This is a genomic window from Paenibacillus solanacearum (assembly GCF_910593845.1).
GTDB lineage: Bacteria > Bacillota > Bacilli > Paenibacillales > NBRC-103111 > Paenibacillus_G > Paenibacillus_G solanacearum.
The window spans coordinates 103,364-119,297 of sequence record NZ_CAJVAS010000002.1 but is presented as its reverse complement, the minus strand read 5'-3'; the positions used below and the strand labels follow the sequence as shown (position 1 = coordinate 119,297).

Here is a 15,934-nt window from a genome sequence, read left to right as displayed (position 1 = left end):
GCGGCGCCGAAGCTGGCCGCCGCCGCAGGGACGCCAGCGTCGCAGGCGGGCTTGCCCGCGGCGGGGCAGCAGGGCCCCGCCAGCACAGGCGCGCCGCAAGCGGCTGGCACGGGCCTCTCGCAGCCTGCGCCAGCGGGCAGCGGTGCCGCGCAGGCGCAGGCCGGCGGCGAGGTGCCGCCGCCGGGTGCTGCGGCGCCGTCAGCCGCGCAAGGCAGCGCGGGCGCGGGAGCGCCGCCGCCCGAAGGCGCAGCGGCCAGCGCGGCGCAGGCGGGGGCGAAGCCGGCGCTGGCGACTGCCGCGCCGGCGGCCGCCCCGAGCGGCGAGGCTGCGGCTCGGCCTGATGCGCAGCCGTCTCCGAGCGCGGGCAGCGCCACTGCGCCGCAAGGCGCGGCCACGGCCGCCGACGCGCCAGCCGCACGGTCCGGGCAAGCGCCTGCGCAGCCGGCAGCGGCGGAGACGCAGGCGCCAAATGCGCCGGCGGGCGAGCATGTGCTCAGCCGCCTGATGAAAGCGCTCGGCGTTGAGCATGAGTATCATTCGCTCAAGCAAATCGATCGCGATCCGGCGGAGCAGGCGCCGTTTCCGGCCGCCGCCGGGCCCGATGCCCAGAAAACGGCGGATACGCTCAAGAGCGTGCTGCTTCAGCTGTCGCAAGCAAGCGATGTGCCTACAAACGTGAAGGAAGCGGCGCAGCAAGCCGTACAACAGATTACGGGACAGCAGCTGCTTTTGACGCAAGACCGGACCGCGCTGTTTTCCCATATGACGCTGTTCGTTCCGATCATCGACGCGAATGGGGAACAGACGGCGGCCGTTCATATTCAATCCCGTAAAGGGAAAAACGGCCGTCTCGACGCAAGCAACTGCCGGCTTGTATTCGATCTGCAAATGAAAGCGCTTGGTGATACGATGATCGACGTGCAGGTCGTCAATCGGATTGTCAGCTTGCATATTCATAACAACTTGCCGTTTGTGCAGCAGCTTCTCGAAACGAATAAAGAAGAGATCGCACAAGGTCTTGCCTCGGTAGGTTACCAGTTCATCTCCATGAAGTGCAGTCCTTATCCGGACAAAACCGCTGCCCGTGCAGAGGGAAGTTCCACGCCATCCGGCGCAGCCGACTCCCCCTCGGCTCAGCTCGCGTCAGTTTACGGGCGAACTCCTTACAAAGGCGTGGATATCCGCCTATGAATCAGAAGAAGAAGAGCGAACAGCCGAACGGTTTGAAAAAAGCGGTCGCACTTAAATATGCCCCGGATTCTACCTTGGCGCCAAAGGTCGTAGCCAAAGGGACGGGACGTATTGCGGAAGCGATCATGGACAAAGCAAAAGAAAACGGAGTCCCGCTTCAGGAAGACGCTTCGCTCGTCGAGGTGCTGTCTAAGCTGGATCTGGACCAGGAAATTCCGGCCGAGCTGTATCAGCTTGTTGCCGAGGTGCTGACCTTTATTTACCGGTCAGATCAACGAGCAGGGCGGTGGCCGAACGAGTCATGAAGGAACGGTTGAGCAAAAAACAATTAGGCGCGCACGGCGAATCGGCCGCAGCTACTTATTTGCGGCAGCAAGGGCTTACCGTGCTGGACCGAAACTGGCGGTGCCGTTCCGGGGAGATCGATATCGTGGCAGCGGACGGCGAACTGCTCGTCTTTGTCGAAGTGCGTACGCGCAGTTCGACAGGTTTCGGGACGCCGGCCGAGTCAGTTGACTATCGAAAACAGCGGCAAGTGATGGAGACGGCCCAAGTATATCTCATGCACAAAAAGGAGCACGAGCGTCAAATCCGCTTTGACGTCGTCTCCGTGATGTCCGATACGCTGGGAAATGTATCCGCAATCGACCATATCCGCAGCGCCTTCTAATACGATGGCTGCTGCGGATTCATTTTTTTATCGAGCGTCCGGTACTGCAGCGCTTCGGCAACATGCTCTTTTCGCACATCGGACTGTTGGTCCAGATCGGCAATCGTTCGGGCGATTTTCAATATCCGATCATGCGCTCTGACACTGAGCCCGAGCCGCTCAAACGCCATTTCGAGCAGTGCAGCCGAAGCTTTATCCAACCGGACGTGCTCACGCAGCAGTCTGCCGCCCAACTCGCTATTAAACGTGAAGCCAAACCGGGCGTAGCGTTCTTTTTGAATGGCGTGCGCTTGCTCGACGCGGCTGCGCATTTCGGCCGATGCCGTCTGCTGCTGCGCGGATTCCAGCTGCTTATATTCGATTCTCGGCACCTCCACATGCAGATCGATGCGGTCAAGCAGCGGGCCGGAAATTTTGGATCGATAGGCAGCTACCTTCAGCGGGCTGCATACACAGCTTTGATGGTCGGTTTCGCTCCCCCAGTATCCGCATGGACAAGGGTTCATCGAAGAAACAAGCAGGAAGTGCGACGGGAACGTATAGACGGCGCGTGCTCGGCCGATCGTCACCACCCGGTCTTCCATCGGCTGGCGCAGCACTTCCAGCGCAAGCCTCGAAAATTCCGGCAGCTCGTCGAGAAACAGTACGCCCCGATGCGCCAGACTGACTTCTCCCGGCTTGGGAACCGTACCTCCCCCAATCAGGCCTGCGGCGGATATCGTATGGTGCGGCATCCGAAAAGGTCGTTCGCGAACAAGCGTTCTTCTATCGGCAAATTTCCCAGAAGCGCTGTAAACTTTCGTCACATCCAGCGATTCCTGCTCGGACATCGGAGGCATGATCGTCGGAAGCCGCTTTGCCAGCATTGTTTTTCCAGTTCCTGGTGGACCAATAAGTAAGACGTTATGCATACCTGCCGCGCTGATCGTCAGTGCTCTTTTTACATGCTGCTGCCCGCTAACATCGGCGTAGTCCGGCTGCGGGGCATGCGGCAACACGGGAAGCGAGACGGTCGGGGCAGTCGCGTAGAAATGATCCGAATCGACCGGTCCGGCCGGTTCGCCGTTTCCGCTAGCAGCCAATTGGCTGACATGCGACAAGGGGCGTAGTTCGAATCCGTGAAGCCACGAAGCCTCCTCCGCATTCATGAGCGGGATGACCGCTTTGGCGATCCCGTAGGCGCGGGCGGTGGACAGCATCGAAAGCACGCCTGGAACCGGCCGGACGGAGCCGTCGAGCGAAAGCTCCCCGATAATAATCGTGTCCTTATATAGATCCGCCTTGAGCTGCCCGCTTGTCGCGAGGATAGCGATCACGATGGCCAGATCGAAGGCCGAGCCTTCTTTGCGGACGTCGGCTGGCGCGAGATTAATCGTAATACGCTGCAGCGGAAACGTAAATCCCGAGTTTTTGATCGCAGCCCGAACCCGCTCCATCGATTCTTTAATGGCGCTATCCGGCAATCCTACAATTTGGCTTTGCGGCAAACCATTACTGATATCGACCTCTACTTCGACCATCTTGCCTTCCACGCCGTGCAGACACGCGCTGACGACTTTTCCGTACATAGCAAAACACACCTTTCCCATTAAAATAACATGGCCAAAGGTGCTTCCTTATCCGCCCGATCTGTTTCTTCTATATTAATAGGTTTGGCGGGCATGCGCAACTTTGCCATTGCTTCGAAATCATGGAACGGACGGTTAAAAGCGGGGGGAACGGGCGAAAATGTATGTAGAGGTGATAAGAACATGCAGGATAAACCGTATTTTTGTCCGAACTGCCGTTCCAACAGAGTCAAATTTAGCGTAATTTCCAATTATGCGCAGCGATTTATGAAGGATGCGGTCACCGGAGCCGTACAAGATTTCAGCGAGCCCGAGCAGCTAGATTCGAGCGAGCCGACGATTCAATGTCTCGTTTGCAGCTTTACCGGCAACGAGATGCGGTTTGTGAAACAAGCGGAGCGGGAGCCGCGGCCTGGAGCGCCGATCAATCCGAACTATATGTAAAATGGGTTTTTCTTCAAAGCGCACTTTCCGATCGGGAAGCTGCGCTTTTGTTATGACGATACAAACTTTCAGGGGAGCTGAACCATTCGGATCGTTGGAGCAAGCGTACGCGAAACCACGATGATTTTTTAAAGAAAGGCTTAATCAAGAGTCTTGCTTATGCTTGGTGATGGGGAGGCCGCGAACAAATAATATAACTGCAATTGGGCATGTTATGATCGGGCAGGCTGGAGCTTTGTTCCGTTATAACAAATTCAATTCGAGTTCATTCGACGAGGATCGACCGCGTAGTAGAGGAAGAATCTGTTATTGAGATAGAAAAAGGTTTATTTTGCAAATAACCTTTCTTTTCAATCTCAATAAAAAAAATCAATTGAAAAAAAGGGTATTTAACACAAAATATAAGGAAACCGTCGACAAAAAGTGGTACAATAATTAAAGTTTGTGTTTCAAGGACAAGCGGGCGTCCGTGTTCACAATCTTCGTTAGCTTTCGATAGGCTCCGCTGGCGGACCCGTCGAATCCATATAGTAAGCCATTACTGATAGGAGGATTTTGCTAAATGAATATCCATGAGTATCAAGGCAAAGCAGTGCTGAAGCAGTACGGGGTTGCCGTACCTGAAGGAAAGGTTGCTTTCACGGTGGACGAAGCGGTGGAAGCAGCGAAATCGCTGGGTACTCCGGTCGTCGTCGTAAAAGCGCAAATTCATGCGGGCGGTCGCGGTAAAGCAGGCGGCGTAAAAGTAGCTAAAAATCTCGACGATGTTCGTACATATGCTTCCGAAATCTTGGGTAAAGTCCTCGTAACGCATCAAACCGGACCGGAAGGCAAAGAAGTTAAGCGCCTGTTGATCGAACAGGGCTGCGATATTAAGAAAGAATATTATGTGGGCGTTGTCGTGGATCGCGGCACCGGTCGCGTCGTTATGATGGCATCCGAAGAAGGCGGCACGGAGATCGAAGAAGTTGCCGCGCATACGCCTGAGAAAATTTTCAAAGAAGTCATCGATCCGGCTGTAGGTCTGCAAGCATTCCAAGCGCGCAAGCTCGCTTATGCGATCAACATTCCGAGAGAGCTTGTTAATAAAGCGGTCAAATTCATGCTGGCGCTGTATGCTGCATTTGTCGAAAAAGATTGCTCGATCGCCGAGATCAATCCGCTTGTCGTTACGGGCGACGGCAATGTCATGGCGCTGGACGCCAAATTGAACTTCGATTCGAACGCGCTGTTCCGTCATAAGGATATTCTAGAGCTTCGCGACCTGGATGAAGAAGACGAGAAGGAAATTCAAGCGTCGAAATACGATTTGAGCTACATCGCGCTCGACGGCAACATCGGCTGCATGGTCAACGGCGCAGGTCTTGCCATGGCAACGATGGACATTATCAAATACTACGGCGGCGAACCGGCCAACTTCCTTGATGTAGGGGGCGGTGCGACGAAAGAGAAAGTAACCGAAGCGTTCAAAATCATCCTTTCCGACGAAAACGTCAAAGGCATCTTTGTCAACATTTTCGGCGGCATCATGAAGTGCGACATTATTGCGGAAGGCGTTGTAGCGGCTGCAAGAGAGCTTGGCTTGTCCCGTCCGCTTGTTGTACGCCTGGAAGGTACGAACGTAGAACTCGGTAAAAAGCTTTTGAATGAGTCCGGTTTGAATATCGTTGCAGCCGATTCGATGGCTGACGGCGCGCAAAAAATCGTTGCTCTCGTGAAGTAATTTCCGCTTTCCCTGTGCAGGGAACGTGATTTCATTATATTACTCGTCAAAAAAATCAAGGGATGTGAACAATGAAATGAGTATTTTGATCGATAAAAATACGAAAGTCATCACACAAAACATGACCGGTACAACAGGGATGTTCCACACCAAGGGCGGTCTGGAATACGGCACGCAAATGGTAGCCGGTGCCGTTCCTGGTAAAGGCGGCATGAACGTCGATTTCGAGCTTGAAAACGGTACGACCGTAACGCTTCCTGTGTATGACACCGTACTGGAAGCGAAAAATGCAACAGGCGCTACGGCATCCGTCATTTACGTTCCGCCAGCATTCGCTGCAGACGCGATCATGGAAGCGGTAGACGCTGAACTGGATCTCGTCATCTGCATTACGGAAGGCATTCCGGTACTCGATATGGTGAAAGTTGCCCGCTATATGGAAGGCAAGAAAACTCGCCTGATCGGGCCGAACTGCCCGGGCGTCATCACGCCGGGTCAAATCAAAATCGGCATCATGCCGGGATATATTCATACCCCTGGCCACGTTGGCGTCGTTTCCCGAAGCGGAACGCTGACATATGAAGCGGTACATCAGCTGACTACCCGCGGTATTGGTCAATCCACCGCTGTTGGTATCGGCGGCGACCCGGTGAAAGGCTCCGAGTTTATCGATATTTTGAAACTGTATAATGAAGATCCGGATACGTACGCGGTCATCATGATCGGCGAGATCGGCGGTACGGCTGAGGAAGAAGCGGCCGAATGGATCGCTGCGAACATGAAGAAGCCGGTTGTCGGCTTTATCGGCGGTCAAACGGCGCCTCCAGGCAAACGGATGGGCCATGCCGGCGCCATCATTTCCGGAGGCAAAGGCACGGCGGCTGAGAAAGTGGCAACAATGGAGCGCTGCGGCATTAAAGTCGCTCCGACGCCTTCCGAGATGGGCTCCACGCTTGTGAGCGTGCTTGAAGAAAAAGGGCTGCTCGAAAAGTGCACTACAAAGAAATAATAAGGTTTCCGATATAAACGAGCTGGGCAAGAAGCCTCTCATTTCCGTTCATTAAGACGGTGATGGGAGGCTTTTTCTTGTTTTCGCCATGATCTTCGATTCCCAAAAGTTGTTTCCATACAAAGGAGTGTAATATACTAGATGAACAACCGCGATCTGCTGTTTGCTTTGCATCATATGGCAGGCATTGGTTTTAAGACGATTAGCCGGCTTACCGAAACGTTTACGCAGTTGACGGATATGCTTGCTTTTACGAAAGACGACTGGATCGGCTTCGGCTTGCAAGCGGCCAAAGCCGAGGTGCTTTGGAAAGGGTTGGATGCGCTTGAGCCGCAGCGGCTGGAAGCGACAATGAAGCAGTATACGGAGCGGGGCATCGGATGGATTACCGTATGGGATGATTCTTATCCGCAGCTGCTGCTGGAAACGGCCAGCCCGCCGTGGATCATGTACTACATCGGCGACATCGCGCTGATGTCACAGCCTTGCATCGGGATCGTTGGCACGCGCACGCCGACGGCTTACGGACGGACGACGGCAGAACGGCTGGCGCAATCGCTGTCCGCAAACGGATTTTGCGTTGTCAGCGGCTTGGCGCGCGGGGTTGACAGTGCCGCGCATGAAGGAGCACTTCGCGAAAAGGCAAGCACGATCGCCGTTCTAGGCTGCGCGATCAATGAAGTGTATCCGCCGGAGAACAAGCCGCTGTACCGGAACATTGGCACCAAAGGGCTGCTGGTATCGGAATATCCGATCGGCACCAAGTCGCATCCCGGCTTGTTTCCCCAGCGCAACCGCATTATCGCCGGGCTGAGCCTCGGCATTGTCGTTGTGGAAGCTGCGGAGAAGAGCGGATCGCTCATCACGGCCGACCTGGCGCTTGATGAATCCAGAGACGTATTCGCGGTTCCCGGTCCGATCACATCGCCCAAGAGTCAGGGCACGCTGTCGCTGTTGAAGCAGGGAGCCAAACTTGTCACGGGAGCTCAGGACATCATGGAAGAATACGCGGGCCGGATATGTTTGGAACGATCCGCATACATTAATCATACAACGGAAACGACCGTTCCCGTAGGCGAAGACGAACAAAAAGTGCTGGACTTGCTCGCCTGCAAGCCGATGGGCGTCGACGAGCTCTTGACCCAAAGTCAATTTACGTTTGGACATTTGCATTCAGTTCTGATAAATTTACTATTGACGCGGAGAGTCGTCGAACTGCCAGGTTCAGTCTATATGATTATTTGATATATATCATCATCAGTCGGAGGGGGAAGCACCGTTATGGCGGATTCGTTGGTCATTGTGGAGTCACCCGCAAAAGCGAAAACGATCAGCAAGTATTTGGGCAGCAAATATATTGTCAAAGCTTCGATGGGTCATATCCGGGATCTGCCGAAAAGCCAGATTGGCGTAGAAGTAAAGAAAAATTTCGAACCTAAATACATTACGATTCGCGGCAAAGGATCTGTTCTCAAGGAATTGAAGGATGCCAGCAAGCGCGTTAAAAAAATATACCTCGCGGCTGACCCTGATCGCGAAGGGGAAGCGATTGCATGGCATTTGGCACATTATTTGGAGCTGTCCGACCAAGACGCATGTCGCGTTGTATTTAACGAAATTACGAAGCAGGCGGTGAAGGATGCCTTCAAGACGCCGCGCAAAATCAATCAGGATCTGGTTAACGCGCAGCAGGCCCGCCGAATTTTAGACCGGCTTGTCGGTTACAAAATCAGCCCTTTGCTGTGGAAGAAAGTGAAAAAAGGGCTGTCGGCCGGGCGGGTGCAATCGGTTGCCGTCAAGCTCATTTACGATCGCGAAAACGAAATCAAAGCGTTCGAGCCGGAAGAATATTGGACGATCACGGCGAAGCTTGCCGTAGGCAAAGCGGAGTTCGAAGCCCGCTTTTATAGCGTAGACGGCAGCAAGAAAGAGCTGCACAATGAGGCGGAAGTCCAAGAAGTGATGTCCATTCTGGAGAAAGCCGACTTTGTTGTCACGGAAGTAAGGGAGAAGGAGCGTCAGCGCAATCCGTCTCCGCCGTTCATTACGAGCTCTTTGCAGCAGGAAGCGGCGCGAAAGTTAAATTTCCGCGCGGCGAAGACGATGTCCGTAGCACAGCAATTATATGAAGGAATCGATCTGGGCAGCGAAGGAACGGTAGGTCTCATTACGTATATGCGTACCGACTCGACCCGTATATCTCCGGTAGCCCAGGAGGAAACCAAAGAATATATTTTGCAAAAATACGGCGCCGATTTTTACCCGGAAACGCCAAGAAACTACATCAAGAAAAACGCGAATGCGCAGGACGCGCACGAAGCCATTCGTCCGAGTTCCGTGCTTCGCGAACCGGAGCAAATCAAGTCATACTTGAGCCGTGACCAATACAGGCTCTATAAGCTGATCTGGGAACGGTTCGTTTCCAGCCAGATGGCCTCGGCGGTACTTGACACGATGACGGTCGATCTGTCGGCCGGGCGGACGGTGTTCCGCGCCGTGGGCTCGAAAATCAAATTTCACGGCTTTATGAAAGTGTACGTGGAAGGCACGGATGACGCCGCGCCGGACACTGGCGACGATGAGAAGCTGCTGCCGCCGCTCAAGCAGGGCGATCAAGCGGTAAAGAACCAGATCGATCCGAAGCAGCATTTTACACAGCCGCCTCCGCGCTACTCGGAAGCACGCCTGGTCCGTGCGCTGGAGGAGATGGGAATCGGACGGCCAAGTACGTACGCGCCTACGCTCGAGACGATTCAAAAGCGCGGTTACGTTGCGATTGAAGAGAAGAAGTTTGTGCCGACCGAGCTCGGCGAACTTGTCATCGAGCTGATGATCGAGTTTTTTCCGGAAATACTGGACGTGGAGTTTACCGCCCAGATGGAGGAAGGGCTTGACCATATCGAGGAAGGCAAGGAAGATTGGGTGCAGGTGTTGAGCGAATTTTACGAATCGTTCGAGAAGCGCCTGGAAGTGGCCGAAGAAGAAATGGAAAAAGTTGAAATTCAGGACGAAGTTTCCGATGAAATTTGCGAGAAATGCGGACGCCATTTCGTATTCAAGATGGGCCGGTTCGGCAAGTTTCTAGCTTGCTCTGGTTTTCCCGAATGCCGCAATACGAAGCCGATCGTCAAAGATACGGGAGTAACTTGTCCTTCGTGCAAGCAGGGTAAAATCATTGAGCGCCGCAGCAAAAAAGGCCGTATCTTCTACGGCTGCGACCGGTATCCGGAGTGCGAATTCGTTTCGTGGGATAAGCCGGTGGAGCAGCCTTGTCCGAGCTGTGGGGCGATGATGATCGAGAAGCGGAACAAGTCAGGGACGTTTGTCCAATGTGTTCAATGCGATTTTAAAGAAGAAGCCAGGGAAGAAGCGGACGCCTTGGAAGATTAACGGTTGCAGGCGGGCGACGCTATGCATGGTGCCAGGAGGAAAGCAAGTTGTCAGATATACGAGCAGTAACCGTCATCGGAGCGGGCCTCGCCGGCAGCGAGGCCGCTTGGCAAATCGCCAGCCGCGGCGTTCCGGTTATATTATATGAAATGCGTCCGGTGAAAAAAACACCGGCGCATATTTCCGACAAGTTCGCCGAGCTCGTGTGCAGTAACTCGCTGCGAGCCAACGGCTTAACGAACGCAGTAGGCGTACTGAAAGAAGAGATGCGCCTGCTGAATTCGATCATTTTGCGCGCGGCGGACAAGCATGCCGTTCCCGCCGGAGGTGCGCTGGCCGTAGACCGGGATGGATTTTCGGGAGAAGTCACCTCGCTGCTGCGCAATCATCCGCTGATCGAGGTGCGCAACGAGGAGCTCGAACGATTGCCGGACGGCATTACCGTCGTTGCGACGGGGCCGCTCACCTCACCCGCCTTGTCGAAGCATCTGCAGGAGCTGACCGGGGAAGATTATCTGTACTTCTACGACGCGGCGGCGCCGATCGTCGAGAAAGATTCCATCGATATGAGCAAGGTGTATCTTGCTTCCCGGTATGACAAGGGAGAAGCCGCCTACCTCAACTGTCCGATGACGGAAGAGGAGTTCAACGTTTTCTACGAAGCGCTGATTACGGCGGAAGCGGCACCGATCAAAGAATTCGAAAAAGAAATATATTTCGAAGGCTGCATGCCGATCGAGGTAATGGCGAAGCGCGGGCGTCAAACCGCACTGTACGGGCCGATGAAGCCGGTTGGCCTCATCAATCCGCATACGGGCGAGCTGCCATTCGCTGTCGTCCAGCTGAGGCAGGATAATGCCGCCGGCACATTATATAATTTGGTTGGCTTCCAGACCCACTTGAAATGGGGCGAGCAGAAACGGGTATTCTCGCTCATCCCGGGCCTGGAAAATGCCGAGTTCGTTCGTTACGGCGTCATGCACCGCAATACATTCATCAACTCGCCGAAGCTGTTGCGTCCGACCTACCAATTCCGCGAGCGGGACAGCCTGTTCTTCGCTGGTCAAATGACTGGAGTGGAGGGGTATGTCGAGTCTGCCGCTTCCGGTCTCATTGCCGGAATGAACGCAGCGCAGTATGCGCTGGGCCAAGATTGTTTCGTGCTGCCTCCGGATACGGCGCTTGGCAGCATGGCGCAGTATATTACGACGGCGGACTTCAACCATTTTCAGCCGATGAACGCCAATTTCGGCCTTTTCCCTCCGCTCGGAGAGAAAATCCGCAACAAGAAGCTGAAAAATGAAAAGATCGCTGAGCGAGCAATTGAGAAAATTCAGAATTTTTCACAAAATGTATACAATTCGCCTTGTAAATAAAACATGTACTATGATACGATATACCCGTTATATGTCGGTCCGTACATAACGCCCGTAAAACTAAGCTGCACAGCTTAGTTTTCGTCTTGAATGGAGGAGGAATCGCGGGATATGGAGCAAACCTTTCACGCAACGACGATCTTTGCGATCAGGCATCAGGGGAAAGGGGCCATTGCCGGTGACGGACAGGTCACCTTCGGCAACAGCATGGTGATGAAAGCGCAGGCGAAGAAAGTCAGGCGGCTGTATCGCGGCAACGTGATTGCCGGGTTTGCCGGCTCGGTCGCGGATGCGATAACGCTGTTCGAGAAATTCGAAGCGAAGCTGGAGGAGCATCACGGGAACCTGCAGCGTTCGGCCGTCGAACTGGCCAAGGATTGGCGCCAGGATCGCATATTGCGCCGCCTGGAGGCGATGATGATCGTGATGGACCGCTCGGGACTGCTGCTCATTTCCGGCAACGGCGAAATTATCGAGCCGGACGACGGCATTTTGGCCATCGGCTCGGGAGGCAGCTTTGCGCTTGCCGCGGGCAGAGCCTTGAACCGTTACGCCCCGCAGCTCAGCGCCAGGGAAATTGCTCACGCCGCGCTTACGACGGCGGCTGAAATATGCGTGTTCACGAACCATAACATTATCGTGGAAGAAATCGAATAAACCGGCGGAAGGCGCGGACAACGCGGATTCGATGCCAGTGATTCAGGCAGTCGACTTCGAGCGACGCCGCTTCATCGTTGCCGCTGCTGTGAATATTTTACAATCGACTATAAAACTTCACCTATGTAACAGTTGCAGATTATTGACAACTGCTAGCGTCGTTCCCCCGTTGAACAGTTGCAGATTATTAACAACTGTCAGCGCCGCTTCAACGTTATACAGTTGCAATGTAGGAGGTTATGACATTTGAAACCAGCAGCCTTAACCCCCCGAGCGATCGTAGCGGAGCTCGATAAATATATCATTGGTCAAAAGCAAGCTAAAAAATCGGTCGCCGTGGCGCTGCGGAACCGGCACCGCCGAAGTTTGCTCGATGAGTCGATCCGCGACGAAATCGTACCCAAAAACATTCTGATGATCGGCCCGACCGGCGTAGGGAAGACGGAGATTGCAAGACGGCTGGCGAAGCTCGTAAACGCCCCGTTCATTAAGGTGGAAGCAACCAAGTTTACCGAGGTCGGCTATGTCGGCCGGGATGTGGAATCCATGGTCCGAGATTTGGTGGAAACGTCGATTCGCATGGTGAAGGCGGATAAGACCGAGAAGCTGAAAGACCGGGCGGAGCAGATGGTCATCGACCGGATCGCCGCCATTCTTGTGCCTAACCCTTCCAAGCCGCGCAGCCAGCGCAATCCGCTGGAGATGTTGTTCGGCGGGCAAAACCAGCAGGCAGTCGAGCCGGAGCCGGAAGAGGATGCTTCGCTGCTCTCCCGGCGTCAAGAAATGAAACGGAAGCTGCAGGCAGGCGAGCTTGAGGATCAGGTCATCGAAATCGAGATGGAAGACAACGCGCCTTCGATGTTTGATATGCTGGCCGGTCAAGGCAATGAGCAGGCCGGGATGAACATGCAGGAGCTGTTCGGCAGCCTGATGCCGAAGCGGACGAAGAAGCGTAAGCTTCCGATTAAGGAAGCGCGCAAGGTGCTGCTGCAGGAAGAAGCGCAGAAACTGCTGGATATGGATGAAGTGATCCAGGAGGCGGTCAAGCGCGCCGAGCAGAGCGGCATTATTTTCATCGATGAAATCGATAAAATTTGCAGCTCGAGCCGCGGCAACGGTCCGGACGTATCCCGGGAAGGCGTGCAGCGCGACATTCTGCCAATCGTCGAAGGTTCGACGATCATGACCAAATACGGCCCCGTGAAAACGGATTATGTGCTGTTTGTCGCCGCAGGCGCTTTCCATATCGCCAAGCCGTCGGATCTGATCCCGGAGCTTCAAGGACGGTTTCCGATTCGCGTGGAGCTCAGCAGCTTAACGCAGCAAGACTTCGTGCTTATTTTGAAGGAGCCCCAAAACGCGCTGACCAAACAATATACCGCGTTGCTTGAAACGGAAGGCATTCAGGTGCAATTTTCCGACGAAGCCATACTGGAAATTGCGCGGATCGCCGCGGAGGTCAATCAAAACACGGACAATATCGGCGCCAGACGGCTGCATACCATTCTGGAGAAGCTGCTGGAGGATTTGTCATTCGAAGCGCCGGACATTACGCTGGAATCCATCGTTATTTCACCTGAATATGTGAAAGAGAAGCTGTCCGGCATTGTCCAGAACCGCGATTTAAGTCAGTACATTTTGTAATCGTCGTCGTTACTTTTAGGAGGCATTATCATGACATTGTTAATGAAAACCAGAAGGCTGAACAAGTTGCTGCAAAATGAAGCGGGCAAAACGGTGAGCTTTATGGATATGGCTGCCGTGTTGAGCGATATTTTGCAATCGGATATTTTTGTCGTCAGCCGGAAAGGAAAGGTGCTGGGCAGCGCGCTCGTTTCGGTGAAGGACGCTGTCATTGCGAGTGAGTCCGTCATTCAGGAAAACCGCTTTCCCTCGGAATACAACGAGCTTCTGCTGAAGGTACAGGAAACGTCCTCCAATCTTTCGGCGGGAAGCGAATTTGACGTCTTTGGCGATCATTCGGGCGATTCCAGCTTTTTGATTACGATCGTTCCGGTGCTTGGCGGCGGCGAGCGGCTTGGAACGCTTGTGCTGACCAAACGGAACGGGCAGTTTATCGATGACGACCTGATTTTGGCAGAATACGGCTCAACGGTCGTGGCCATGGAAATTTTGCGGGAGAAGGCGGAGCAGATCGAAGTGGAAGCCCGCTCCAAAGCGGTTGTGCAAGTGGCTGTCGGCTCGCTGTCGTTCAGCGAGCTGGAAGCGGTCGAACATATATTCGAACAGCTGGATGGCTCGGAAGGGCTGCTTGTGGCAAGCAAAATAGCAGATCGTGTCGGAATTACGCGATCGGTCATCGTGAACGCACTGCGGAAATTGGAAAGCGCCGGCGTGATCGAGACCCGGTCTTTAGGTATGAAGGGAACGTATATTCGCATACAGAACGACCAGCTGATGTCGGGCATTCAGAGTATGAAGTCATAAAAAAGCCTTATTTTACAATATTTTCTCGGTTTTAAAGACCTATATTCCAAAATATAGGTCTTTTTTCATATTGTAATCATTTCCATCATTACTCAATATAGATATAGTTCTGAGATACTATGAAGAAGTGACAAATTACAATATTTTTTTTGCTAATGTTGTCGAAGAAAAGGAGGAGATTAAGTTTCATTTGTTGAATATCTAAACTCAGATCTTTTTGGAAAGTGGGAACGAGCATCATGCAATTGTTAAACAAGCCTGGTTTTCAATCGTTGGAACGCTCTTTGAATGCAGCTGTGCTGCGGCATAAGGTCATCGCCGACAACGTGGCCAACGTCGATACGCCTTATTTCAAGAGATCCGAAGTGAAATTCGAGGAATTGCTGCAGCAGGAGCTGAATGGTAAATCGATTGAAGGTTATCGAACCGATCCCCGCCATTTCTATATTGGCCGCTCGGCCAAACCGGAGCCGCAAATCGTTCAGGACAATCAAACGCTGCTTAATAACAACTTGAACAACGTGGATATCGATTACGAAATGTCACTGATGGCTAAAAACCAACTAAGATACAATGTAATGGTTCAGCAGGTGAACGGAGAAATAAAGAAGCTAAGAACCGCTATTAACGGGAGAGGTTGACCATGAAGCTTACGAACGGATTTGATATCAGCTCCTCCGCTTTAACGGCGCAGCGCTTGCGGATGGACGTAATTTCCTCCAATATCGCCAACAGCGACTCGACGAGGGCGCGAATGGTCAACGGCAAGTGGGTTCCGTATCAACGAAAGCTTGTGACGATGGAGCCGAAGCAGCCGAGCTTCGCGCAATCGCTGCAAAATGCGATGAACGGGGAGACGGAAGCTGCCGGGGAAGGCGTTCGGGTTACGAAAGTGATCGAGGACACTTCGCCCTTCAAGCAAGTCTACAATCCGACGCATCCGGATGCGAACGAGGACGGATTTGTATTATTGCCCAATGTCGATGTGCTGAAGGAAATGGTGGACATGATTTCTGCCACCCGCTCTTACGAGGCGAACGTCACCGCGCTGAACGCATCGAAGGCGTTGATTGGCAAAGCGCTGGAGATCGGGAAGTAATAAGCTGATAAAAAGGGGTCAAGACGATGATTGAGAAGCTGAACCTGCTTCCCGCAAAAATAACGGGTCCTGCGGTACCGAAAAACGCGGGAGCCGTACAGATGTCCGATGAATTCGGCAAATTTCTCGGTAATGCGATTGCAGATTTGAACAATAGCCAAAAGACGGTCGACGGTTTGAATGAGCAATTCATTAAAGGGGACATGACCGACGTACACCAGATGATGATCGCGACGGAGAGAGCATCGCTAGGACTGGAGCTGACCGTTCAGGTGCGCAACAAGGTAATCGAAGCGTACCAGGAAATCATGAGAATGCAGGTCTAATCAGCGAGTGATCAACTGAGAGGCGATTGGATG

The 15,934-nt window shown here is 53.4% G+C and carries 15 protein-coding genes and 1 pseudogene; 15 read left to right on the top strand and 1 reads right to left on the bottom strand.

Annotation, left to right across the window (positions count from 1 at the left end; translation table 11 throughout):
- The 3 genes and pseudogenes from KXG62_RS02880 to KXG62_RS02870 all read left to right on the top strand — a co-directional run.
- Nucleotides 1–1,191, top strand: a pseudogene (locus KXG62_RS02880) (hypothetical protein); the annotation flags it as partial.
- Nucleotides 1,188–1,496 (top strand): EscU/YscU/HrcU family type III secretion system export apparatus switch protein, encoded by a 309-nt coding sequence (locus tag KXG62_RS02875; protein WP_218090418.1) that lies wholly within the window; start codon nt 1,188–1,190, stop codon nt 1,494–1,496. The pseudogene KXG62_RS02880 and the gene KXG62_RS02875, both read left to right, overlap by 4 nt.
- Nucleotides 1,493–1,861: a YraN family protein gene (locus tag KXG62_RS02870; protein ID WP_218090417.1), complete on the top strand. Its 369-nt coding sequence runs from the start codon at nt 1,493–1,495 to the stop codon at nt 1,859–1,861. The genes KXG62_RS02875 and KXG62_RS02870 overlap by 4 nt, the downstream gene beginning before the upstream one ends.
- Here the strand turns inward: KXG62_RS02870 and KXG62_RS02865 are convergent.
- A complete protein-coding gene (locus KXG62_RS02865; RefSeq protein WP_218090416.1) occupies nt 1,858–3,429 on the bottom strand; it encodes a YifB family Mg chelatase-like AAA ATPase in 1,572 nt (523 codons plus the stop codon). The two genes, KXG62_RS02870 and KXG62_RS02865, sit on opposite strands and share 4 nt — an antisense overlap.
- 183 nt (nt 3,430–3,612) lie before the next feature.
- On the opposite strand from KXG62_RS02865, the gene KXG62_RS02860 reads away from it, so the two are divergent.
- The 12 genes from KXG62_RS02860 (at nt 3,613) to fliE (ending at nt 15,901) form a co-directional block, all read left to right on the top strand.
- Nucleotides 3,613–3,873 carry a hypothetical protein gene (locus tag KXG62_RS02860; RefSeq protein WP_218090415.1) on the top strand — a complete coding sequence of 87 codons (261 nt, stop codon included), beginning with the start codon at nt 3,613–3,615 and terminating at the stop codon, nt 3,871–3,873.
- A gap of 562 nt (nt 3,874–4,435) precedes the next feature.
- Nucleotides 4,436–5,596 carry an ADP-forming succinate--CoA ligase subunit beta gene (gene sucC / locus KXG62_RS02855; RefSeq protein ID WP_218090414.1) on the top strand — a complete coding sequence of 387 codons (1,161 nt, stop codon included), beginning with the start codon at nt 4,436–4,438 and terminating at the stop codon, nt 5,594–5,596.
- 76 nt (nt 5,597–5,672) lie between these two features.
- A complete protein-coding gene (sucD, locus tag KXG62_RS02850) occupies nt 5,673–6,605 on the top strand; it encodes a succinate--CoA ligase subunit alpha (protein ID WP_218090413.1) in 933 nt (310 codons plus the stop codon).
- A 141-nt stretch (nt 6,606–6,746) separates the two neighbouring features.
- Nucleotides 6,747–7,850, top strand: coding sequence for a DNA-processing protein DprA (gene dprA, locus KXG62_RS02845; RefSeq protein ID WP_218090412.1), 1,104 nt, complete (start codon nt 6,747–6,749; stop codon nt 7,848–7,850).
- Between the two features lie 36 nt (nt 7,851–7,886).
- Nucleotides 7,887–9,995 carry a type I DNA topoisomerase gene (gene topA, locus KXG62_RS02840; RefSeq protein ID WP_218090411.1) on the top strand — a complete coding sequence of 703 codons (2,109 nt, stop codon included), beginning with the start codon at nt 7,887–7,889 and terminating at the stop codon, nt 9,993–9,995.
- Between the two features lie 47 nt (nt 9,996–10,042).
- The gene (gene trmFO, locus KXG62_RS02835; protein ID WP_218090410.1) at nt 10,043–11,371 is read left to right on the top strand and encodes an FADH(2)-oxidizing methylenetetrahydrofolate--tRNA-(uracil(54)-C(5))-methyltransferase TrmFO; all 1,329 of its coding nucleotides are present in this window, start codon (nt 10,043–10,045) and stop codon (nt 11,369–11,371) included.
- A gap of 111 nt (nt 11,372–11,482) precedes the next feature.
- Entirely contained in the window at nt 11,483–12,028 is a 546-nt protein-coding gene (hslV, locus tag KXG62_RS02830) for an ATP-dependent protease subunit HslV (protein ID WP_218090409.1), read from the top strand.
- A gap of 246 nt (nt 12,029–12,274) precedes the next feature.
- On the top strand, nt 12,275–13,672 hold the full coding sequence (gene hslU / locus KXG62_RS02825) for an ATP-dependent protease ATPase subunit HslU (protein ID WP_218090408.1): 1,398 nt from the start codon (nt 12,275–12,277) through the stop codon (nt 13,670–13,672).
- A 30-nt stretch (nt 13,673–13,702) separates the two neighbouring features.
- Nucleotides 13,703–14,476 (top strand): GTP-sensing pleiotropic transcriptional regulator CodY, encoded by a 774-nt coding sequence (gene codY / locus KXG62_RS02820; RefSeq protein ID WP_218090407.1) that lies wholly within the window; start codon nt 13,703–13,705, stop codon nt 14,474–14,476.
- 239 nt (nt 14,477–14,715) lie between these two features.
- Nucleotides 14,716–15,117 (top strand): flagellar basal body rod protein FlgB, encoded by a 402-nt coding sequence (flgB, locus tag KXG62_RS02815; protein ID WP_218090406.1) that lies wholly within the window; start codon nt 14,716–14,718, stop codon nt 15,115–15,117.
- Between the two features lie 2 nt (nt 15,118–15,119).
- Entirely contained in the window at nt 15,120–15,575 is a 456-nt protein-coding gene (gene flgC, locus KXG62_RS02810) for a flagellar basal body rod protein FlgC (protein ID WP_218090405.1), read from the top strand.
- A 26-nt stretch (nt 15,576–15,601) separates the two neighbouring features.
- Nucleotides 15,602–15,901: a flagellar hook-basal body complex protein FliE gene (fliE, locus tag KXG62_RS02805; protein WP_218090404.1), complete on the top strand. Its 300-nt coding sequence runs from the start codon at nt 15,602–15,604 to the stop codon at nt 15,899–15,901.
- The last annotated feature ends 33 nt before the right edge of the window (nt 15,902–15,934 follow it).